Origin of the sequence: Methylophaga sp. UBA678, assembly GCF_002299105.1 — a bacterium.
Taxonomy (GTDB): domain Bacteria; phylum Pseudomonadota; class Gammaproteobacteria; order Nitrosococcales; family Methylophagaceae; genus Methylophaga; species Methylophaga marina.
The window spans coordinates 1-22,990 of record NZ_DBNG01000028.1 but is presented as its reverse complement, the minus strand read 5'-3'; the positions used below and the strand labels follow the sequence as shown (position 1 = coordinate 22,990).

Below are 22,990 nucleotides of genomic sequence, written 5' to 3'. Positions count from 1 at the left end.
AGAAATGAAAATGGTCTGGGAAACACGCAAAATTATGGGCGATGAGTCTATCCAGGTTAACCCAACCGCTGTTCGTGTTCCTGTTTTCTTCGGCCACTCAGAAGCCATTCATATTGAAACGCGTGACAAGATCACTGCTGAACAATGTAAAGCACTTTATGAAAAAGCAAACGGTATTGTCCTGCTTGATGAACGTAAAGATGGTGGTTATCCAACAGCAGTGACGGATTCTTCAGGTCAGGATCCTGTATTTGTCGGACGTATTCGTGAAGACATTTCCCATGATAAAGGACTGGATTTATGGGTTGTTGCTGATAACGTACGTAAAGGTGCGGCACTTAACAGTGTTCAAATTGCAGAAGTGTTAGTAGAAAAGTACCTTTAAAATAAGCTAGATAAGGAAGTTAAGGGGATGAAAATGAAGAAACAGCTTTTTGCCAGTATCGCTGTCGCATCAACGATAGGTTTTTTCACCCCCTTAACGAGTTATGCGTTTGGTTTGGGCGAAATTAAAGTCATGTCAGCACTTAATGAGCCGTTCAAAGCAACGATTGATATCAACTCACTCTCTACAGAAGAAAAAGAGAGTTTTGAAATCAGAATCGCCTCAAATGACGAGTTTGAAAAAGCAGGATTAGATCGAAGTTATATCCTGAGCCAGTTAAAGTTTGATGTTGTTGAGCAATCAGGAAAGCCTCGCGTTTTAATCACTTCGCAACTACCTGTAAAAGAACCTTTCTTGGACTTTTTGCTAACAGCCACTGCTGGAGGTGGAAAACTCATCAGAGAGTACACGGTACTTCTTGATCCACCTGAAGTGTTAATGTCATCTCAACGCACTACTCAACAAGCTGCTTCTACATCTTCTGCGAACAATGCCGACAGCTCATCAGAAGTGAATAATGTTAATACTGTTTGGGCTAATGGAAGTACCTATGGGCCTGTTGCCAAAGCCGATACCTTATGGAATATTGCCTTAAATACTCGTCCTGATGAGTCTGTCTCCGTTCAACAGATGATGTTGGCGCTGGTGAATGCTAATCCAGAAGCGTTTGTTGATAACAATATCAATGGACTTAAAGCAGGTTATACGCTGTCTATTCCTGACAAATCTGCGATATTAGCCAAATCACAGGCACAGGCATATCAAGCCTTCAAAGCACAGAATGAAGCATGGCGCCAGCGAAATACTGTTACGAACAAACCCGCGCCAACACCAGCGGTGATTCAACCATCCACTGATGAATCTGAGCCAGCGGCTGAGGATACAACAGACGCCAACACTATCGATAACACGAATGCAGATAATAGTGAAAGTAGTGAACAAATCGAAGACGATGCTGCTGAACAAGCGCGTCTGAAGCTCGTTGCACCTGAACAAAGTAAAACGACGGAAGATGATGCGTCACCGAACCTGGCTGGCAACGAAAAAATTAATGCATTGACTGAACAGTTGACGCTTGCTCAGGAAACGATAGAGGCACAAGCGCAGGAAAACATAGACTTCAAAGCGCGAATGGATGCTATGGAAGAGCAGTTGGAAACCATGCGCAGACTCATTTCTCTTAAAGATGCTGATCTCGCTAGATTACAGGATATGCTGGAAGAGAAAGAACAGAACAACGCTGCCGGGGACAACACCGCAGCTGAGCCTGATTTAGAGCCGTTAGCTGCTTCTGATGACACTGCTGCTGACGCTGACACTTATACAGAGAACAATGAAACAGCCGACGCTCAGCTTAGTACAGAACAAGCTCAGGCTGAATTGAGTGAAGAGCCCAGTGAGGAGCTGGTACCGGCTAATTTAGTCGACAATATCAAACAGTTTTTAGCTGAATATAAACTGCAGGTAGGTGGCGCATTACTTGTTTTCCTTCTCTTGTTGCTGTTACTGGCTAGAAGAAAAAATAAGGAAGATGAATCATTTACAGAAGAGACCATACCTGTTGGGGGAATGTCCGTTACTGATGATACACAAACATCGCTTTCTGATTACGCTAACGAGGCGTCAGTTGAAGAGCCAGTGACGGAGTATGAGTCTAAAGATGAACCTCTAAATCAGGAATCCTTACCACAGAAAAGTGTGATGGAGCTCGTTGAACAAGCTGATATGTTTGTTGGTTATGCGGATTATGCTCAAGCAAAAATTGCGCTCGATCAAGCAAAAGCCAGAGAGCCTGATAATACTTTAGTGGCATACAAATTATTGTTTGTGTTGTACAAACAAAAACAAGTTGACGACTTTATTGCTCTTGCTGAAAGCACAGACTTTGATGAAGAAAGTATTGAATGGGATGAAATAAAACAATGGGGAGCACAACTGGCCCCAGAACATCCTTTATTTCAGGCTGAAGACACAGCGGATACGGAATTTGTCTCAGACGAGTCAACAGAACCAGAAAAGACTATTGATGATGTTGCAACAGATGAGCAACTAGATTTTAAACGTCAAGACGAAGTGGATAATGTGTCTATCGATGTAGATCTATCAGAAGAAGACAGCGATGACACACCATTAGAGTTTTCAACGGTCAATATAGCTTCTGATATAGAGCAGCAAAACCACAGCAATGCTGAAGACACTCAGCTTGAAGACACGTTGACTGAAGAAATTGATAATGAGTCAGAAGATCATATTGAGGATGATTTGCTCTCGTTTGATACCGGTACAACATTTGGTACACATCAAGAAGAAGATGATAATGAAGAAGAGAACATAGTCGAGCATGATTCGCTTCTTCCGTTTGAGCCTGGTGCATCATCTTCATTGGATCCAGAGCGTGTTGATATCGCACCATTTGACAGTGATCTTAATGATGAGGCTGATATCGAATTTGATATTGGTGATATTGATGAAATTGATGAGGCAGAAACCAAATTGGATCTGGCTTCAGCTTACATCGATATGGACGATCCTGAAGGCGCGACCAGTATTCTCAAGGAAGTCATTGCCGAAGGAAACGACGAACAGAAAGTGCGTGCCCAGACTATTCTCGACTCATTATCAGACTAAAAGAGAGAGGAATTAGTGAGAATAGCACTCGGCATAGAGTATGCCGGCACGTATTTTTGTGGTTGGCAAATTCAGTCTCATTCCAGAACCGTACAAGGTGAACTGCAAAAGGCGGTTTCTGTTGTAGCTAACCATCCGGTTGAAGTGTATGCCGCTGGACGCACCGACACAGGTGTCCATGGCCTAAATCAAGTGGTGCACTTTGACACAGACTCAATCAGAGAAAAGCGAGGCTGGCTTTTAGGTATTAATGCAAACTTACCTAAAGATGTGAATGTCACTTGGGTAGAGTTTGTAGATGATGATTTCCATGCCAGATTTTCCGCTATCAAACGAAGCTACCGGTATCTGATCTTAAACCGTCTGAGCCGGTCATCAATTCATCAGCATAGAATGTGGTGGCACTATCCGCCATTAGATATTGAAAGGATGCAGGCCGCTGCGGATCAATTAGTTGGACAACATGATTTCTCAGCATTTAGAGCGAGTGAGTGCCAGGCAAAAAGCCCAATCAAAACCTTAGATAAAATTAGCATCAGTCAGCAACAAGACTGTATTGCGATTGATGTCGAAGCACTATCATTTCTACATCACATGGTAAGAAACCTTGTTGGTGTCATGACAGCTATTGGCGATGGTAGTAAACCTGTTGAATGGGCTGGTGAGGTCTTGCGCAGTACCGATAGAAGTCAAGGTGGCATAACTGCGCCAGCAGAGGGGTTATATCTGGTGGATGTTCGTTATCCAGAGCAATATTCAATCCCGGCAGTGTCAGCTTTTCCGGTGCTCTGGTAAAGTAACAGCTCTATTTAAGAGTAACCATAGAAACAGATGAGAACCCGAGTAAAAATATGCGGCATAACTCGTCAGCAAGATGCTGATTTTGCAGCAGAATCTGGAGCTGATGCGATTGGCTTAGTATTTTATCCTCCAAGCCCAAGAGCCATATCTTTTGCGCAGGCAAACACGATTACAGCGAATTTGGCGCCATTTGTTTCAAAAGTTGCACTCTTTGTTGACCCTGATAAAGACCTGGTTTCACGCTGTCTTGACGAGTTATCGGTTGATATACTTCAATTCCATGGTGATGAAAGCCCTGATTTTTGTCATCAATTTGAGATGCCATATCTCAAAGCGGTAAGAATGCGAGATGGTGTAAATCTTCAAGAAGTAGCTGACGACTATTCAACAGCTTCAGCGTTACTTCTTGATACCTATCAACCAGGCTTACCTGGTGGAACAGGCAAAACATTTGACTGGTCTCAGATCAGTCGTATTGATAAACCCATTATTTTAGCGGGTGGTCTACATGCATCTAATGTGTTGCAGGCTATCCATCAAGTGCAGCCCTATGCAGTCGACGTCAGTGGTGGCGTTGAAAGTGATAAGGGGATAAAAAGTCATGAAAAGATCAGCACTTTTATGAGAGAGGTGGCAAATGCTTAAAGAGCATATTCACGATTATTACAAAACATTCCCTGATGAGCGTGGACATTTCGGACCTTATGGAGGTCGGTTTGTTGGTGAGACGCTTATGGGTGCGATATACGAGCTTCAACAAGCTTATGAGCAATATCGTAACGATCCCAATTTTCTGGCAGAAATGGACAAAGACCTGAGCACCTTTGTGGGGCGTCCATCACCTCTCTATCTCGCCGAGAATTGGACACAGAAGTTAGGCGGCGCTCAAATTTATTTGAAACGTGAAGATCTCAATCATACTGGCGCGCACAAAGTTAACAATACTATCGGTCAGGCCTTATTAGCCAAACGTATGGGTAAGAACCGCATCATCGCTGAAACAGGCGCTGGTCAACACGGTGTGGCGACAGCAACGGTTGCTGCCAGAATGGGCTTGGAATGTATTGTTTACATGGGCGCAGAAGATGTTGAACGTCAGGCTCAGAATGTATACAGAATGAAACTGCTCGGTGCACAAGTGGTGCCGGTGGAATCAGGCTCACGCACATTAAAAGATGCGCTTAATGAAGCGCTACGTGATTGGGTAACCAATGTTGATGATACGTTTTACATCATAGGTACTGTTGCCGGTCCCCATCCTTATCCTGCTATGGTAAGAGATTTTCAATCTATTATTGGACGTGAAGCCAAGCAGCAAATGCTGGATATCAATGGCAAACTACCAGATGCATTGGTTGCTTGTATTGGTGGCGGTTCTAATGCTATCGGCCTGTTTCATCCATTCATCGAAGATGAGTCTGTTGAAATGCATGGTGTGGAAGGCGCTGGACATGGGATTGAAACAGGTCAGCATTCAGCACCACTTTCTGCGGGAAGACCAGGTGTTTTACATGGAAACCGTACTTATCTGATGCAAGATGACAATGGTGAAATCGTAGAAACGCATTCAATTTCAGCTGGACTGGACTATCCAGGTGTGGGCCCTGAGCATGCTTGGTTGAAAGATATTGGTCGAGCAAATTATGTGTCGGTAACTGATGAAGAGGCGTTAACTGCTTTCCATGAGCTTACACGCACCGAAGGTATTATTCCTGCACTTGAGTCAAGCCATGCGTTGGCCTATGTGAAAAAATTGGCACCGACCATGTCTCCAGAGCAAACAATAGTAGTTAACCTGTCAGGGCGTGGTGACAAAGATATGCATACCGTTGCCGCCATGGCTGGATTAAAATTCTAAGGAAGTCATAATGAGTCGTATAAGTCAGTGCTTTGAGAAACTGAAGACAGATGGTCAAACAGCACTTATTCCCTATATTACTGCCGGCGATCCTGAACCTTGGGTAACCGTGCCATTGCTCCATGCGCTGGTCGATGCAGGTGCCGATATTATTGAACTTGGTATCCCTTTTTCTGACCCGATGAGTGATGGTCCTGTCATCCAAAAAGCATGTGAAAGAGCGCTTAAGAACGATGTCAGCATCAAATCTGTGCTGACAATGGTGAAAAAGTTTCGTGAGAAAAACACAGAAACACCCATCGTCTTAATGGGCTATGCGAATCCCATCGAAGCTGTGGGATATGCAGAGTTTGCTAAACTTGCTCAAGAAGCGGGTGTTGATGGAGTATTGACTGTTGACGTACCTCCCGAAGAATCAGTTGAGTTTCGTGAGCTCATGGATCAGCATGATATTGATACCATCTACTTGGTGGCACCAACGACATCGGCAGAACGTATGTCAATGATTGCTTCTTTTGCGCGTGGATTCATTTATTATGTTTCCATTAAAGGGGTGACCGGCTCGGCTTCGCTAGACGTGACAGAAGTCAATGATAAACTCAGTATGCTGCGTGAAAGAACGGATTTACCGCTAGGTGTTGGTTTTGGTATCCGTGATGGTAAGTCTGCAGCAGCAGTTGCCGAGATTGCCGATGCGGTGGTAGTAGGTAGTACTCTGGTTAAGTGCATCGAAGAACATGCACAACGACTTGAAGAGCTGCCAGCTGCAGTTGCAGGTCTGTTAGCTGAAATGCGCCATGCCATCAATGCGCGTGATTTAGCAAAAGCATAAAAATAACGAAGGTGACAAAATGAGTTGGTTTGAAAGATTACTCCCATCCAAAATTCGTACAACTGTGCGAAGCCGTTCAGTGCCAGAAGGTGTCTGGTGTAAATGTCCAAGCTGTGACAATGTACTTTACCGTGCAGAACTTGAACGTAATTTGATGGTATGTCCTAAGTGTGATCATCACCAGCGCATTAATGCCAGAACAAGGCTGGAAAGCTTTCTGGATGAAGAAGACCGTAAAGAAATCGCCGCCGAAGTTAAACCTGTCGACACACTGAAATTCAAAGACAGTAAACGCTATAAAGATCGTCTTACCCAAGCACAACGAACAACAGGCGAAAACGATGCTTTGTTGGCCATGCAAGGTAGAGTCAATGGTTTACCATTAGTTGCAGTCAGTTTTGATTTTAACTTTATGGCTGGATCGATGGGATCTGTCGTAGGTGAAAAATTTGTTCGAGCAGCCAAAGTCGCGCTGAAAAATAATATTCCGTTGGTCTGTTTTTCTGCGAGTGGTGGTGCGCGCATGCAAGAAGGCTTATTGTCTTTAATGCAAATGGCTAAAACCAGTGCGATCCTGACTCAGTTAAGTAATGCAGGCATTCCATTTGTATCAGTGATGACTGATCCGACAATGGGTGGTGTATCTGCGAGTTTAGCGATGCTCGGTGATATCAATGTGGCTGAACCTAATGCTCTGATTGGTTTTGCTGGTCCACGTGTTATTGAGCAAACCGTCCGTGAAACACTCCCGGAAGGCTTTCAAAGAGCAGAGTTTCTGCTGGAACATGGTGCGATTGATATGATTATTGATCGTCGTCAAATGCGAGATAGATTATCCAATATCCTCAGCATGCTTCAGCATCGTGCAGCATAGAACTGTATGCGGTTCAGCACATTGCCACAATGGTTGGCGTGGCAGGAAAAACTACACTTCACTGAAATTGATCCAGGCTTAGATCGTATCGCTCTTGTATGGCAAAACATGCAAGGGCTGACAAAGTTACCATTCAAATTGGTGACGATTGCTGGTACTAACGGTAAAGGTTCCTCAGTTGCTATGACCAGTAGCATTCTGATGGCGGCCGGTTATAAAACTGGGACGTATACTTCGCCACATCTGCTAGCGTATAACGAACGTATAGCGATCAACGGTCAACCCTGCTCAGACCAACAGATTTGTGATGCCTTTGCTCGTATCGATGAAGCACGTGGTGACATTTCACTCACTTATTTTGAGTTTGCCACACTGGCCGCGGCGGAAATCTTCAGGCTTGAAAAAGTGGATATTGCCGTCCTTGAAGTCGGTATGGGAGGGCGTTTGGATGCTGTCAATTTGTTTGATACAGATATCGCGCTTATTACCCCAATTGGACTCGATCATACCGCCTGGTTGGGCGATACGCGTGAGAAAATCGCTTATGAAAAGGCGGGCATTATTCGCCCTATGACGCCCGTTGTCTGTTCAGAGACAGCACCTCCCAGTAGTCTGCTCGAACATGCTCGGAAACAAAATGCGCCTTTATACAAAGCGGGTGAGGCGTATCAGTATTCACAATTGAATGAGGATAGCTGGAGCTGGCAAGCTACTGGAAATGAAGCCAGAGTATTACCTTGTCCTGCCTTAGTGGGTGATTACCAGATACAAAATGCCGCAGCCGTCGTGCAGGTTTGTGAGTTGTTGAAAGAGCAGGGATTAACCATCACCGATACGGCTATTTTAAATGGACTGAAGCATGTCAATCTGGCTGGCAGATTTCAAGAGATCAAACGTGACAATGTGACGCTTATCCTTGATGTAACACATAATCAGCAAGGGGCTGAAAACCTTCACAAATTACTTTCACAGCGAAACTGTAAAGGTAAAACATATGCAGTGTTAGCTATGCTGAAAGATAAGGATTGTCAGTCGGTTATCCAGATCCTGCAAAAGGATATTACACATTGGTTTTTTGCAGGATTGGATGGTGACCGAGGTATGGATGCTGAGTCTCTGGCAGCAAAAGCAATATCTTCATCCGAGCTTGATAATTATAACTGTTACACCACCGTGAATGATGCCTACCAACATGCCTTACAGAAGGCAGAAACAGATGATCGGATTTTGATATTCGGATCATTTCATACTGTAGAAGCTATCATGCGAATTCTTCCTGAGTTTAACCTCAAAAATAAATAAGCTTAGTTCTGATAAAACCCATCAATAAGTTGTTGATTGGCCTCAACAAGTTTTGCACGTTTTATTTTCATGGTTGGCGTTAGCATGCCATTTTCTATTGTCCAAGGTGAGAGAGTGAGATGCACCCGGCGAATCTTGGCATAGGCAGGAAAGTCATGTAACAAGCCTCTGAACCTCTGAATGATATGTTGTTGCAGGCTTTTATCAGTAAGGCTATTTTTATTCATTGCATCTAGCTTCAACCTTTGTGCAAGTTGAAGCCACTGTTCTGCATTCAAGACAACAAGTGCAGAGAGAAAAGGCTTGCCTTCACCCACTACCAGGGCCTGTTCAAATAACTCATCACGCGTGATAGCCATTTCCATATCCACTGGCGAGACCTTCTCACCATTACTCAATACCAGAATGTCTTTAATTCGGCCGGTAATGAAGATATGTCCACTCTCAGCTATACGCGCTTGATCCCCTGTATGTAACCAGCCTTCAGCATCAATGGTATTCGCTGTAGCTTTATGGTTATTCCAGTAACCCAACATATTGCCAGGGCTTTTGACCAAAAGCTCGGCATTGTCACCTGTTCTTACTTCCACAGAAGGGATAGGTTGACCCACACTAAACGGTTCATTTTCTGAAGTTCTATTCACGCTAATGACGGGACTTGTTTCCGTTAAACCATAGCCTTGTAAAAGATTGATCCCCATGCCGATGAAAAATTCAGCAACATGATGTGGAATGGCGGCTCCGCCTGTAACAGCGATTCTTAATTGTCCACCGAAAAGGGCTTGTATATTTTTGGCTACTATTTTCTCTAATACAGGCATGAATAGGAAACTAGGAGACCAGCGATGACGACGTTGAGCGTGGAGAAAAGATGTCCAGCCTATATGAGATGTCATTTTGAGTAATAAGCGTTTGTACCAGGGCTGTGATGACAGAGAAGACTGTATACGTTGATAGATGCGTTCAAAAATACGTGGTACAGCGATCAATACAGAGGGTTTCAGCTCTTGAATATCATTGGCTAATTGTGGAATGCCTCTGGAAAAAGCCACTCTAGCGCCCGTCATCATGGGTAAATAGTAACCGGCCGTTCTCTCCAGTGTATGCGATAGGGGAAGAAAGGATAGAAAAAGATCATCTGAGCGAACTTGAAAGCACTCAAGTGAAGCGCTGGCAACAGACAAAATATTATAATGACTGAGCATAACGCCCTTGGGTTTACCTGTGGTGCCTGAAGTGTAGATGATCGTGGCTAATTGATGAGGATCTGCCTGCCAATCAATCAAGACCGGGGTAGTATCCGTTCTCAACCATTCATTCATGTATACCGCTGGTGCATCAAGTATATTTTGACCAGTAGTTTTGATAATCACACGTTTGAGTTGATGTTCGTCTGATAACGAAGGTTTCAGACGTTGCCATTGATGCTGGTTTTGTAAAAATAAACATCTGACATCAGCATCTTGCAAGATAAAAGCAAGGCTATCAGGCCGATCATCTGGGTAGAGTGGGACTGTAATGAGACCAAGACTTAAGGCTGCCTGATCGAAAAACACCCATTCCTGACAATTTTTCAAATTTAACGCGACCCGGTCGCCTGATCTCAGACCTTCTGATTTCAGCGCATGTTGCCAGATAGCTATTTGTTGTGCAGCCTCTGACCAGGTGGTGGTTTGCCACTGTTGAGTATCTGCACAAAAATGTGAATAGGCTGTGCTGTTGGGGGTTTTTCTATGCCGCTCTCTGAATAGGCCGTATAAAGTCTGAGCAGAAGCTATAGAAATATAATCTGTTGTATCCAATGACATTTACATTAACCAACGAAGTTGAACTCCTAACAAATCAACACTGACATCATAATCACCATTAAGACTATGACTTCCGTCGGACTCTCTTATCGAAGGATTGCTTGCAAATAAATGGGCATAGCCTGCATCGATAACCAGATTGTCAGAATAGTTATAGGTCGCGCCGATCGCTAACCATTTTCTGTCATTGTCAGGTATTCTTGCAGTGCGTCGTTCGGCGTTGGGAACTGGGGTTTCATCGTAGGCAATCCCTGTGCGAAACTGCCATTTATCACTGTATTGATAATTCAAGCCAATCCCATATCGCATGCTGTTATCCCAGTCTTCAGCTTTGGTACTGGTGAAGGCGCCACCATCTGATTCAATAGCAAGCTCTTCAAAACGGCTCCAACGGGTCATCGTGGCATCAGCCATAACGTACCATTTATCATTGAGCTGATGATGGATAGCAAGTGAGAGCGTTTCTGGTAAATCCACATCGCCCTGAATATCTTGTTCGATCTTGCCTATCGGTGTCGTGACTTTACCGTCCCCTTCAAGCGTATGCGAAATTTTAGAGCGATAAGCTAGAGCCAGACGTGTTTCCGGCGTCATCTGATACATAATGCCTAAGTTATAACCATAGCCCCAGTCATCCGCTTCCAATTTTACTTTTCGATCAGGAGCGCCAAATCGATCTGTCATCTGTGACAGTGTGAGATCAATGTATTCTGCACTCACACCAAATCCAATAGAGAGTTTATCTGTCGCTTTGAAAGCAATGCTTGGATTGAAATTGATGGTTTTGAGATCCGATTTCACAGCAAAATAACGGCCCACCCAATTTTCGTTATACTCAGTGACTAAGCCAAAAGGAGCAGTCACACCAAAGCCGATTGCGACTTTGTCATTAAGTGGTTTCGCAAAGTAAAAGTTAGGTACAACCGCATTGTTACCTGCATCACCATAGTCACCCCCATTTGCAGGAGAGCTCGTACCGTCGTTATTGAATTCGGTATTGGGTGCTATGTAGTTAAGTGCGAAGTCCATCTCGGCTTGTTTTAGATATACCAGGCCGGCCGGATTAAAAAAGACGGTACTGCCATCTTCAGCTGCTGCAGCACTGCCGGCGAAAGCTCTTCCTAAGCCTGTCACACTTTGCTCGATAATGGCGAAGCCTGCACCAAAACTAGCACTGCTCATGGTACTGAGTAAAAGGAAACTGGGTGCTTTTAGGATATTTAATTTCATAGTCAATTACTTGCAGCTGATTTTTGAACAAGTTGATAAAGTATCTCAAGCACCTGACAGGTGCAAGCTTTTATCAATCTCAGCTTATATCCGCTTAAAAACCAAATCCCAGACACCATGTCCCAAGCGATGACCACGTTGCTCAAATTTGGTCAGGGGACGGTAATCAGGACGTTCGATGTAAGTATTGTCGTGGCTTGTATTTTGAAAACGAGTATTGGAAGAGACATCTGCAAGCATTTGTTCCGCATAATCTTGCCAGTCTGTTGCCAGATGTAAATGGCCACCATGTTCTAATTTGTCTGCCAGGACATTGACAAACTCAGGCTGGATAATTCGCCGTTTGTTGTGGCGCTTCTTATGCCACGGATCAGGAAAGTAAATTTGAACACGGGCGAGAGCCTGATTTTTGATGCGCTGTTTAAGAAGTTGAACAGCATCGGTGCAAGCAACCCGGACATTGCTCAGCTGCTCATCGTCGATACCTTTGAGTAACTGACCGACACCAGGACGATGAACCTCTATACCTATATAGTCATGATCTGGATGATTCTTAGCCATCTCAATCAATGAGGCACCATTACCGAAACCTATTTCGATAACTTTAGGTGCGGTGCGACCAAAAAGGGCATTGAGATCAGATAAATCTGTGTCGTCTTCAATACCGAAAATGGGCCAGTGATTATCCAGAGCGCGCTGTTGTCCGGGTGTCAGACGGCCTTCACGGCGAACAAAACTACGTATTTGTCGCATCGCTTTTGTTTCAGTTGTCATAGTATTTTCGGTAAAAAATTAAAGCCGAATATGATACCTGAAGCGCTATTAGATAACACGAGAAGCAAAACTTTTTTGTCTTTTTCTCATCAGCTGAAAGGCAGAATGTGAACCTCATCACAGCCAGCATTTCTGCCATATTGCGTCGTGTTTGAAATAATAATAATGAGAATTTGATACTTTTTCATAGCGCATTTGCGGGGTAAGTTTTTGATAACAGCGTGCTAAAAATGAGTATTACCGTTATAATATCTGGTCTTTACGTAGATTCTTAAGGGTACTCCGAACCCGCAATTATCTTTGCATATATTCAGGCAAAGCATTTAAGAGAGAAGGAAAGTATGGTTCATCCAGTTTTAGAAGCCGTCACCAATGACGTCATCGAGAGAAGCAAAAAAACACGGGACATTTATCTGGCCCGTATTGATGAGGCAATGCAAAAAGGCCCTCATCGTGCTGTATTGGGCTGCGGTAATTTAGCTCATGGATTTGCTGCCTGCTCGATGTCAGAGAAAGCAGACTTAGCTGCTGATAAAAAAGCCAATATTGCGATTATCTCTTCCTACAACGACATGCTATCAGCGCATGAGCCGTTCAAAGATTTCCCAGCAATCATTAAGAAAGCAGCCACTGAAGCTGGCGGCGTAGCCCAGTTTGCTGGTGGTGTACCAGCCATGTGTGATGGTATTACACAGGGTCAACCCGGCATGGAACTCTCACTTTTCAGTCGTGACGTTATCGCTATGGCGACGGCTGTTGGCCTAAGTCACAACATGTTTGATGCGGCAATGTACCTCGGTGTTTGTGACAAGATTGTTCCAGGCTTGTTGATTGGTGCATTGAGTTTCGGGCATTTACCAGCCGTTTTCGTTCCAGCAGGCCCTATGCCGAGCGGCTTACCCAATAAAGAAAAAGTACGTATTCGTCAGCTTTACGCTGAAGGCAAAGTAGGTCGTGACGAATTACTGAAAGCTGAGTCAGAGTCATACCACAGCCCGGGTACATGTACATTCTACGGCACAGCGAATAGTAACCAGATGATGGTTGAAATGATGGGGCTTCACCTTCCTGGTAGCTCATTCATTAATCCTAACACTCCGCTGCGTGATGCATTAACCAAACGCGCAACTGAACAAGCACTCAAATTTACAGCATTAGGTGATGACTATCGTCCAATTGGTCATATGATCGACGAGAAAGCGATATTAAACGCATTGGTTGGTCTGTTAGCCACTGGTGGTTCAACGAATCACACTATTCACTTAATCGCGATTGCACGTGCAGCTGGCATCATCATTAACTGGGACGATTTTGACCGTCTGTCAAAAATCATTCCATTAGTGACACGTATCTACCCGAACGGTACTGCCGATGTGAATCACTTCCAGGCTGCTGGTGGTATGGGGGTATTGATTCGTGAACTATCTAAACACGGTTTAATGCATACTGACATCATCACCATCGGTGATGAGAAAGGTATGGAGCAGTACACTAAAGAACCGACACTGAAAGACGGTACTTTGACATGGGAAGAAGGCCCTGAAGCCTCACTTGATACTGATGTTATCGGTAGTGTTCCTGCACCGTTTGCTACAAGTGGCGGTTTACACCTTATCAAAGGTAATCTTGGTCGTGGTATGTCTAAGATATCTGCCGTTGACCCTAAACATCAAGTCGTTGAAGCGCCCGCGATGGTCTTTGATAATCAAGACCATGTCGTTGAAGCATTCAAACGTGGTGAAATGAATAAAGACGTGATTGTTGTCCTGCGTTTCCAAGGACCAAAATCAAACGGTATGCCTGAGCTGCATAAATTGACACCACCATTGGGCGTATTACAGGATAAAGGCTTTAAAGTCGCACTTGTGACTGATGGCCGCATGTCTGGTGCATCAGGTAAAGTGCCTTCTGCTATTCACTTATGTCCTGAATGTGCTGATGGTAGCATCCTCACCAAAGTACGTGATGGCGATATGATTCGTCTTGATACACAGCGTGGTGAGTTGAATGTGTTGGTCGACGAAGAAGAACTGAACTCACGTATGGCTTGTGTACTGGCTAATACTGAACATCACTATGGCATGGGCCGTGAACTGTTTGATAGTTTCCGCCAAGGCGTTTCATCAGCTGAAACAGGTGCCATCAACATGTTTAATGTCGAATAATTATTTGGAATAAGTTAATCAATGTCTAAAACAATTCAAGAGATCATGAAAGTATCGCCGATTGTACCGGTGATGGTTATCAATAATGTTGAACATGCTGTGCCCTTAGCTAAAGCTTTGGTTAAAGGTGGTTTGAAGGTTCTGGAAATTACTCTAAGAACAGATGCAGCACTTGAATCTATCCGTCGTATCAAAGCAGAAGTGCCTGATGCTATCGTTGGTGCCGGTACTATCATCAACATCGAAACACTCAATGCAGCAATTGATGCCGGCGCTGAATTTATCGTCAGTCCTGGTACCACAGAAAAATTAATTGACGCGGCATTAAAAACTGGCGTGCCTTTATTACCTGGTGTGGCCGATCCAAGCCAGGCAATGGCGCTGCTTGAAAAAGGTATCACAGCAATGAAATTCTTCCCTGCGGAAGCCGCGGGTGGTGTGCCAATGTTGAAATCAATCGGTGCGCCGATTCCACAAATCACCTTCTGCCCAACGGGTGGTGTCAACCAGAAAAATGTGAAGGACTATTACAGTCTTTCTAATGTAGGTTGTGTTGGTGGCTCATGGATGTGTGCTGCAAGCTTAGTTGATGCGGAAAACTGGGATGAAATTACTCGTCTTTCTGCTGAAGCGATTGAATTAGCGACTGCCTAAGCGCGAATCCAATAAGAATAAAAAGGCTGGGATTATCCCGGCCTTTTTTATGCCTGTCTTACCAGCAAAATGCCTTTTGATAACCAGTCTGTTATTAACTCTTTGGCGCCATTTTTTATCAGCTGATAATCAAGCTGTGGCATGGCCTCGCCAATAGCATCAATAACCGACTCAACGTCTTCTCCCTGGCTGATTTGCTCGAAGAGATGTGCGCTTAGACCATTGAGTTCGATGAACTTTACGTCATCCGTTTTATTGCGATATACCAGAAGATAATGAGGCTGTTCAGATGGCGTGGTTGGCTGAAAATCATCACAAATCTGATGTACAGGAAATTGGAAACTTAATAGCCAGGCGAGGGGGGAGCCTTGATAAGACATGGGCAACATATTGGTTTTCTCATCAATCTCACTACATTGCCATTCTTCCTCGGCAATACTTAATGCCAATTCAACCCACTCATAATGAGCCAGCTCTTGTAAAAAAGGCATGGTCTCATTTACGTCATGCTGTTGATTCAAATATTCAATGAACTCTTTTGAGACATCAACAAAGCGCGGTGATTGGCAAAAATGATTTTTCATAAAGGATCTGACCAGTGCCAGCCAGTCATTTTCGTTCATCAGTTGCCGTATAACGGGAAAAGCACTGGATAAGGTGCTGTCTATATTATTAAAAAATAAATCGCGGTAAATCGCCATTCGACGGCTTTCCAGCTGGTTTGGAATAGGCTGATGTTCAGGATCTCGGATATAGGCGGCAAACTGATATTGTGTTTCTTGAAACTGATTAGCCATGTCGAGCCTGCATATCATATGGCTGTTGTTGATATTGTCTGATGATCGTCATCTCATCAAACAAATGTGACAGAGAAGGAATATTAAAGTCACGCTCGAGCAGGGTAGGGATAATGCCATGCCGGTCGTAAGTATGACTGAGGAGCTGCCAGACAGGGTCGACAATATCAGCACCATGAGTATCGACAATCAAATCCTCTGCTTCATTGTAATGTCCGGCAATATGGAGATACGCAATTCGATCCGTCGGCATCGCATCGATAAAGTGCTTGGCGTCATAACCATGATTGATACTGTTCACATAAACATTATTTACATCTAATAACAGACCACAATTTGCTTCTTCTAGTACCTCTCGCGTGAAATCAACTTCAGTCATTTCTTGGCCTGGGGCGGCGTAATACGACACATTTTCTATAATAAGTTGTCTTTCGAGAATATCCTGAACCTGCTTAATACGCTCTGAAACATAATGAACAGACTCAGCAGTAAACGGAATCGGCATTAAGTCATAAAGGTGGCCATCATCACTGCAAAAGCTTAAATGCTCGCTATAACTAACGATATGATGCTTGTCGAAAAACTGTTTCAACTGTTTGAGAAAAGCGACATCTAGTGGTGCTGGGCTACCTATAGACAGTGATAAACCGTGACACATCATCGCAAAGCGTTCACAAGCAGCCGTGAATTGCTTAGCATATTTGCCACCGAGTCCCATCCAGTTCTCTGGCGCGACTTCCATAAAGTCGATATCAGGATTGCCCAATTCTAAGAGTTCTTCAATAAATTGTCGGCGTAGTCCAAGGCCTGTTCCTGAGACCGGACATGATGGGTGCGCCATTTTCTTCTCCTGCAGAATGCTGTCTTGATAAGACGAGTTCATGCTGCGATTGTTACAACTATCAGTCTAAATTAATTTCAAACATGGTCCGGTCAACACCGACATTGCCTGTTTTTGTGTCTACAACATAAAGAATAGCTTTGTAGTGACCATTCTTATTCAATTGGGTTTTTGCTGAGAAGATGCCGATGGGCCCTGTAAAGCTTAATGGAATTTCATCTATCTTTTTCTCATCCTGCATCACAATGGCTTTAGCTTCATAATCATCTGGATTCCACAGACCATTTTTCTTAATAGGACAGCCACACATTAATGAAGCATTCAGATAGAACTCAACAACACCGTCCTGTAAGACCTGTGTCCAACCGTCAGCAATAAAGCCAGGCATTTTGATGGTGATGCCGTCACCTAATAAATCTTTGCCGGGGATCAACCAGGTAGTGACACTGGCCTCTTGTAGAGACTGACGGTATGCATAGGGGCCGAACAAGGTAATTTTAACCAGACGCGGTGTATCGATATCTACCGTTGCCAGATAGCCAGCAGTATTATTATCTGCAAGCCTATCGCCACGTTGAACTGGATTTTTGATTAAACGATCAGTATCACCGGTGCCACCATGAATCCAACCTTCGTCGAGTAATTCATCTGTCTCGGCATCTTTGATAGTTACCCGAACGCCACCCACACTCGTGCCGATAAATTTAGCATCAACAGCCATTGCTCTAATCATTACTTGCGTGGATTCTGCCTGGGCAACCAAGGGTAAAAACGAGAGTGTCAGCAACAAAAATGAGATGTAAGAAAATCTACGCATGATATACCCCTTAGTTATTCGTCTGTAGCCAAGCATCAAATCCACCCGCGATAGAGTAAACATGTTGATAGCCCATCGTTTGTAATGTTTGGGCAGCCAATGCGGATCGTCCACCTGATTTGCAGTAAACAATAATAGCTTGCTCAAGGTTAGTCAGTGATGGGTGAGAATTCAGTGAAAACTCCAGCATACCTCTGGGAATAGGCAGCGCATTGGCTATGTGGCCTGCCTCATATTCTGCTGGTTCTCTGACATCAATGACCGTGGCACTATCCAACATGGACATCGCATCTTCACAGCTGATTTCATTAATTTCACTTTTGGCTCGTTTGACCAAATCCATTGCAGTTAGGCTCATAACAACCTCATTATTGTTTACAGATGATGAAACACACGATAACAAATTCTGTGTATTAGTAAATGCTAATTTTCTAAATAATAGACAAGCATTAAAGTAGGGATAGTAGTATCAGAATCAATAAAACGCATAACAGTGAATCTGCAAATATGTAATAGTCCTTTCTCATTACGTTTCATAGCGTCATAATGTGAAACAGATACATATTGATGCTCAAGATGCATCAGCCAAAACTGATGAAATAACCTGGTTAATCTATGTTTGCTTATATTGTCCGAAGGATTCTCTATGCGTTTCCGATTTTAATCGGGGTCAACGCGCTCACCTTTGCTTTGTTTTTTATGGTTAATACGCCGGATGATATGGCGCGAATGCATCTGGGTGAAAAGCACGTCACTCAAGAAGCGGTAAATGTCTGGAAAGAAGAGAGAGGATATAACAAGGCGTTGCTCTGGAATCATGAGCAGCAGGGCATGGATAAACTCACCGATACGATATTCTTTGATAAATCGCTGAGTCTGTTCGCCTTTGAGTTTGGTCAGGCAGATGATGGCCGCGATATTGGCGAAGATATTCAAACACGTATGTGGCCCAGCCTGGCGATAGCGGTTCCCGTTTTCATTATAGGTATGCTGGCCAATATCACCTTTGCCATGCTGATGGTGTTTTTCAGAGCCAGTTATCTCGATCTCAGTGGGGTTATTCTCTGTGTTGTGCTGATGTCTATTTCTGGGCTGTTTTACATTATCGGTGGCCAGTTTTTGGTGGGAAAGATCATGCAGCTTGTCCCGTTATCAGGCTACGCACAAGGGTTAGATGCTTTTAAATTCGTTATTTTACCTGTCTTTATTGGTATCGTTTCTGGTATTGGCTCAGGTTCACGCTGGTATCGCACTCTATTTCTGGAAGAAGTTTCAAAGGATTATGTTCGCACTGCCAGAGCGAAAGGCTTATCTGAAATCAGAGTGTTATTCGTACATGTTCTGAAAAACGCCATGATACCCATCTTAACTGGGGCGGTAGTGGTTTTGCCTACCTTGTTTATGGGAAGTTTAATCCTTGAATCCTTCTTTGGTATTCCCGGCTTAGGCAGTTACACCATTGATGCTATCCAGGCCCAGGACTTTGCTATCGTGCGTTCAATGGTCTTTCTGGGATCGGTTTTGTACATTGTGGGGCTGGTACTGACAGATATTTCCTATACCTTAGTTGACCCAAGAGTAAGATTAGATGGTTGATAAGATTGATGTGCGTCAACAAGCTTTAAGCTGCTTGTTGATGAATGACCCATGGCAGAAAGCACAGCACACAAGAACGCTCTACGAGCAAGTAAGTAAAGAAGGTTTTTATTTAAACCGACAATCACTTGATGTACCGACGATACCAGGCAGACCAGACAAGCCAGACTTAGTCCCACCCAAAGCGTTACCGCGTCGACGTAATAATCAACAAACGGGTCATGCCACACTGATTCACGCCATATGTCATATTGAGTTTAACGCGATTAATCTGGCACTGGACGCGACAGCCCGGTTTGCTGATATGCCCGAGGCTTTTTATCTGGACTGGATGCAAGTTGCTTATGAAGAAGCACATCATTTCTTATTATTAGATGAACATTTGCAAAGCATGGGGTTTCATTATGGTGATTTTCCCGCCCATGATGGTATGTGGGAAATGGCGCAGAAGACACATCATGATCCTCTGACAAGGATGGCATTAGTGCCTCGTGTGTTAGAGGCGAGGGGATTAGACGTCACACCATCGATGATGAAGAAGTTAAAAAACTCAGGTGATCATAAAGCGTTTGATATTTTGACACTGATTTTGGAAGAAGAGATTGGTCACGTGACCATCGGTACTCGCTGGTTTAATTTTCTGTGCGAGCAACGGAGTGTAGACCCTTTCGAGACGTTTAAAACCTTACTTCATAACTACTTCAATGGTGAGATTCGTGGCCCGTTTCATACAGAGGCCAGATTGGATGCAGGATTTACACAGCAGGAAATGGATTTGCTCGAATCACAGGCCGTGTACAAAAAGCAGGGCTGATTATTCAGCCGCTGCTTTTTTCTTTTTCTCCATTTCTGCTTTCTGCCGACGGGATTCTTTCGGATCAGCAATCAATGGACGATAGATCTCGATACGGTCTTTATCATTCAACTCGGCATTCAATTTACACATTTTGCCAAAGATACCGACTTTATCTGTTTTTAAATCGATTTGTGGGAAACGCTCTAAGATGCCAGAGCGTTTGATTGCTTCTTCTACGACGCAATCTTTAGGGACTTCGATAGGAATAATGACTTGTTCATTCGGTAGCGCGTAAGCTACCTCAATTAGCATTAAATCAGCGTTTTCCATAGATTTCCTGTGCACGTTTACAAAAAGCTTCTACCAATGAGCCTGAGATTTGAGTGAAAACAGGGCCTAATGCTAAGTCTAATAAGCGGGTAGAAAACTCGAAGTCCATATCAAGCTGGACGCGACACCCCTGGTTATCGCCAATAGGTTTAAATTGCCAATGGCCTTCTAAGTGACGAAAGGGGCCGTCAATTAACTCGATCCGAATGGCATTGCCATGATCGAGCACGTTTCTGGTGGAAAATTCATGATGAATGCCGCCTTTGGCTATATCCAGAGAGGCGCAAATAACATCTTCATTTTTACTGATAATTCTGCTGTCGCGACACCAAGGCAAAAACCGTGGATAGGCTTCAACATCATTAACCAAATCAAACATTTGATCAGGTGTGTACATGACCAGAGAGCTTCGTGTGATGGTAGTCATTGAAATCCGGTTACGTCATTAATTAATTCAGAAGACCGATAAGATTGGCAAAGACAATCATAATTGCAATCGGTGTAATAAAACGTACAAGTACTCGCCAAGTCGAATACAGCACTCCATTGCCCAATCCCAGCTCATCCATCGAGCTTTGTCGCTTCATTACCCAGCCTGCAAAGAAGGCTATCAGTAATCCGCCCAAAGGCAACATAATATTCGCTGTAAGGTAGTCAAGCAACTCAAACATCGTTAATCCGAATAATGTCCATTCCCGGCCGATGTTAAATGAGAAGATTGTTAGCAGACCTAATAACCAAATTATGGCACCTGAGTAAACACTGGCTCGGAGTCTTGTCATATTCTTATTTTCTACTAACCATACAACAATTGGCTCAACCAGTGAAATGCCAGAACTCCAGGCAGCAAATAATAATAAGACAAAAAAGATACCGCCAAAGAACTCACCGCCCGGCATATGACCAAAGGCAATTGGTAGCGTATCAAAAATTAAACTCGGTCCTTGGCCTGGTTCTAAACCATTGGCAAATACGAGAGGGAAGATCGCCAAGCCAGCAAGTAATGCCACGCCTGTATCCATCACAGAAATAGTCAGAGAGACTTTGAATATAGAGGCTTTTTGAGGCAGATATGACCCATAGACCATAATCGCCCCCATCCCCAGACTCAATGTAAAAAAGGCGTGTCCCATTGCGGTCAGCACGCCTGTATGTGTCAGCTTAGAAAAATCAGTCGCGAATAAAAAGTCCACACTTTGATGAAAATATTCGCCAGTGTTATAGCCATATCCCACTAACATCAAAATGATAATAAATAGGGCGGGCATGATAATGCGAACAGATTTTTCTAAGCCATGCTGAACACCACGAATAACGATAGCTACCGTCATCAGCATAAAGATGGTGTGCCAGGCCAATAAGCGTTCTGGATCATTGACTAAGGCTTTATGAATACTAATGGCGCCGTCAGCAGTGACCCCTTCAAACACCCCCGCAAATGCGCGGGGAATATAGGCCATCGCCTGTCCAGCAATCACACTATAATAGGAAAGAATCAAAAAGCCGGTTAATACTCCCATGCCACCAAGCCACTGCCAGTGTTTGCTCTTGCCTTCTTCTTCGGCAATGGATTTCAAGGTATTCATGGGGTTTTGTCGACCACGTCGACCAATTAGAATTTCAGCCATCATCAGTGGCACACCGATAATAGCAATACATAAGAGATAAACTAAAACAAAGGCACCGCCACCGTTTTCACCAGCGATGTAAGGAAATTTCCAGATGTTTCCCAGGCCAACAGCCGATCCTGTTGCTGCAAGAATAAATGCCCAGCGAGATGTCCACTCGCCATGAATCGACTTGGTTGGTCTAGCCATTCGGTCGCCTCAAAATAGTAAATTCATTCGATTGTACCCAAAATATTTGGCTTTCAACAAACTGCACTCATTTTGTTGTTATGAATGATAAATAATGAAGCCGCCGTTTAAACACTCTATAATATGCACATGGCAGCGAAAAAGAATAAAAAGAAAGTAGGCGAAAATACCATCGCAGTGAACCGCAAGGCACGGCATGAATTTTTCATCGAAGATAGATTTGAAGCAGGACTCGTTCTCGAAGGATGGGAAGTGAAAAGCCTGCGTGATGGAAAAGCTCAGCTCAACGAGAGCTATGTGCACGTTCGCAATGGTGAAGCCTGGTTAGCTAACGCACTCATTACCGCGTTAAAAACAGCATCAACGCATATCAAACCAGAGCCGCAACGTGACCGTAAATTACTGCTGCATCGTGCTGAATTACACAAACTGATTGGTGCGGTAGAGCGCAAAGGTTACACACTTATTCCTTTAAATATGTACTGGAAAAAGGGCATGGCCAAGATTGAAATTGCGCTGGCTAAAGGTAAACAACTACACGATAAACGCGCAACCGAAAAAGATCGCGACTGGAATCGTGATAAAGCCAGAATTCTGAAAGCAAGATAAGTTTTCACTGGTTGAAAAACGTCACATCCGTTACAATATAAGAGTTCAACACTTTGGGGGCGACCTGGCTTCGACG

23 protein-coding genes are annotated in these 22,990 nt (G+C 43.9%); 13 read left to right on the top strand and 10 right to left on the bottom strand.

Translation table 11 applies throughout. The features are described from left to right. From B3014_RS13710 to folC, 8 genes are all read left to right on the top strand, one after another. A partial coding sequence (locus tag B3014_RS13710) for an aspartate-semialdehyde dehydrogenase (RefSeq protein WP_289287008.1) occupies positions 1–385 on the top strand: 385 nt, incomplete at its 5' end. Positions 386–418: 33 nt separating this feature from the next. Continuing rightward, positions 419–3,013 carry a FimV/HubP family polar landmark protein gene (locus B3014_RS13705; protein ID WP_289245062.1) on the top strand — a complete coding sequence of 865 codons (2,595 nt, stop codon included), beginning with the start codon at positions 419–421 and terminating at the stop codon, positions 3,011–3,013. 15 nt (positions 3,014–3,028) lie between these two features. Continuing rightward, positions 3,029–3,808, top strand: coding sequence for a tRNA pseudouridine(38-40) synthase TruA (gene truA / locus B3014_RS13700; RefSeq protein WP_284722433.1), 780 nt, complete (start codon positions 3,029–3,031; stop codon positions 3,806–3,808). A 36-nt stretch (positions 3,809–3,844) separates the two neighbouring features. Next, a complete protein-coding gene (locus tag B3014_RS13695; protein ID WP_284722434.1) occupies positions 3,845–4,459 on the top strand; it encodes a phosphoribosylanthranilate isomerase in 615 nt (204 codons plus the stop codon). Next, positions 4,452–5,672 (top strand): tryptophan synthase subunit beta, encoded by a 1,221-nt coding sequence (gene trpB / locus B3014_RS13690; protein WP_284722435.1) that lies wholly within the window; start codon positions 4,452–4,454, stop codon positions 5,670–5,672. The genes B3014_RS13695 and trpB overlap by 8 nt, the downstream gene beginning before the upstream one ends. A gap of 10 nt (positions 5,673–5,682) precedes the next feature. Next, positions 5,683–6,504 (top strand): tryptophan synthase subunit alpha, encoded by an 822-nt coding sequence (gene trpA, locus B3014_RS13685; protein ID WP_289245061.1) that lies wholly within the window; start codon positions 5,683–5,685, stop codon positions 6,502–6,504. 19 nt (positions 6,505–6,523) lie between these two features. Continuing rightward, the gene (accD, locus tag B3014_RS13680) at positions 6,524–7,378 is read left to right on the top strand and encodes an acetyl-CoA carboxylase, carboxyltransferase subunit beta (protein ID WP_284722437.1); all 855 of its coding nucleotides are present in this window, start codon (positions 6,524–6,526) and stop codon (positions 7,376–7,378) included. 6 nt (positions 7,379–7,384) lie between these two features. Next, on the top strand, positions 7,385–8,680 hold the full coding sequence (gene folC, locus B3014_RS13675; protein ID WP_289245060.1) for a bifunctional tetrahydrofolate synthase/dihydrofolate synthase: 1,296 nt from the start codon (positions 7,385–7,387) through the stop codon (positions 8,678–8,680). 2 nt (positions 8,681–8,682) lie between these two features. Here folC and B3014_RS13670 read toward each other — a convergent pair whose 3' ends face one another. The 3 genes from B3014_RS13670 to trmB form a co-directional block, all read right to left on the bottom strand. After that, positions 8,683–10,488 carry an AMP-dependent synthetase/ligase gene (locus tag B3014_RS13670; RefSeq protein ID WP_289245059.1) on the bottom strand — a complete coding sequence of 602 codons (1,806 nt, stop codon included), beginning with the start codon at positions 10,486–10,488 and terminating at the stop codon, positions 8,683–8,685. Continuing rightward, positions 10,489–11,718 (bottom strand): OmpP1/FadL family transporter, encoded by a 1,230-nt coding sequence (locus B3014_RS13665; RefSeq protein WP_289245058.1) that lies wholly within the window; start codon positions 11,716–11,718, stop codon positions 10,489–10,491. Positions 11,719–11,802: 84 nt separating this feature from the next. After that, complete coding sequence (trmB, locus tag B3014_RS13660; RefSeq protein ID WP_286304975.1) at positions 11,803–12,492, bottom strand: tRNA (guanosine(46)-N7)-methyltransferase TrmB; 690 nt, start codon at positions 12,490–12,492, stop codon at positions 11,803–11,805. Positions 12,493–12,833: 341 nt separating this feature from the next. On the opposite strand from trmB, the gene edd reads away from it, so the two are divergent. Beyond that, positions 12,834–14,657, top strand: coding sequence for a phosphogluconate dehydratase (edd, locus tag B3014_RS13655; RefSeq protein WP_289245057.1), 1,824 nt, complete (start codon positions 12,834–12,836; stop codon positions 14,655–14,657). Positions 14,658–14,678: 21 nt separating this feature from the next. Next, positions 14,679–15,311 (top strand): bifunctional 4-hydroxy-2-oxoglutarate aldolase/2-dehydro-3-deoxy-phosphogluconate aldolase, encoded by a 633-nt coding sequence (locus tag B3014_RS13650; protein ID WP_289245056.1) that lies wholly within the window; start codon positions 14,679–14,681, stop codon positions 15,309–15,311. Positions 15,312–15,358: 47 nt separating this feature from the next. Here the strand turns inward: B3014_RS13650 and B3014_RS13645 are convergent, their stop codons facing one another. The 4 genes from B3014_RS13645 to B3014_RS13630 form a co-directional block, all read right to left on the bottom strand. Further along, positions 15,359–16,108, bottom strand: coding sequence for a DNA-binding domain-containing protein (locus B3014_RS13645; RefSeq protein ID WP_289245055.1), 750 nt, complete (start codon positions 16,106–16,108; stop codon positions 15,359–15,361). Beyond that, complete coding sequence (locus B3014_RS13640; protein WP_289245054.1) at positions 16,101–16,949, bottom strand: DUF692 domain-containing protein; 849 nt, start codon at positions 16,947–16,949, stop codon at positions 16,101–16,103. The genes B3014_RS13645 and B3014_RS13640 overlap by 8 nt, the downstream gene beginning before the upstream one ends. Before the next feature lie 61 nt (positions 16,950–17,010). Next, positions 17,011–17,766 (bottom strand): hypothetical protein, encoded by a 756-nt coding sequence (locus B3014_RS13635; RefSeq protein ID WP_289245053.1) that lies wholly within the window; start codon positions 17,764–17,766, stop codon positions 17,011–17,013. A 10-nt stretch (positions 17,767–17,776) separates the two neighbouring features. Further along, complete coding sequence (locus B3014_RS13630; RefSeq protein ID WP_289245052.1) at positions 17,777–18,124, bottom strand: rhodanese-like domain-containing protein; 348 nt, start codon at positions 18,122–18,124, stop codon at positions 17,777–17,779. 257 nt (positions 18,125–18,381) lie between these two features. Here B3014_RS13630 and B3014_RS13625 point away from each other — a divergent pair, with 257 nt between their 5' ends. Together B3014_RS13625 and B3014_RS13620 are read left to right on the top strand one after the other, a co-directional pair. Next, a complete protein-coding gene (locus B3014_RS13625) occupies positions 18,382–19,362 on the top strand; it encodes an ABC transporter permease (RefSeq protein ID WP_289245051.1) in 981 nt (326 codons plus the stop codon). Further along, on the top strand, positions 19,355–20,176 hold the full coding sequence (locus tag B3014_RS13620) for a ferritin-like domain-containing protein (protein ID WP_289245050.1): 822 nt from the start codon (positions 19,355–19,357) through the stop codon (positions 20,174–20,176). The genes B3014_RS13625 and B3014_RS13620 overlap by 8 nt, the downstream gene beginning before the upstream one ends. Here B3014_RS13620 and B3014_RS13615 read toward each other — a convergent pair whose 3' ends face one another. Genes B3014_RS13615 through B3014_RS13605 form a run of 3 tightly spaced genes read right to left on the bottom strand, consistent with a single transcriptional unit; the run spans position 20,177 to position 22,305 of the window. Next, the gene (locus tag B3014_RS13615; RefSeq protein WP_284722449.1) at positions 20,177–20,488 is read right to left on the bottom strand and encodes an RnfH family protein; all 312 of its coding nucleotides are present in this window, start codon (positions 20,486–20,488) and stop codon (positions 20,177–20,179) included. Beyond that, positions 20,475–20,915 (bottom strand): type II toxin-antitoxin system RatA family toxin, encoded by a 441-nt coding sequence (locus B3014_RS13610; protein ID WP_007145456.1) that lies wholly within the window; start codon positions 20,913–20,915, stop codon positions 20,475–20,477. The genes B3014_RS13615 and B3014_RS13610 overlap by 14 nt, the downstream gene beginning before the upstream one ends. A 22-nt stretch (positions 20,916–20,937) precedes the next feature. Continuing rightward, positions 20,938–22,305, bottom strand: coding sequence for a sodium-dependent transporter (locus B3014_RS13605; protein WP_289245049.1), 1,368 nt, complete (start codon positions 22,303–22,305; stop codon positions 20,938–20,940). A gap of 129 nt (positions 22,306–22,434) precedes the next feature. Between B3014_RS13605 and smpB the strand changes: the two genes are divergently transcribed. Continuing rightward, positions 22,435–22,914, top strand: a complete 480-nt coding sequence (gene smpB, locus B3014_RS13600) for an SsrA-binding protein SmpB (protein ID WP_286304966.1) — start codon at positions 22,435–22,437, stop codon at positions 22,912–22,914. Positions 22,915–22,990 lie beyond the last annotated feature (76 nt).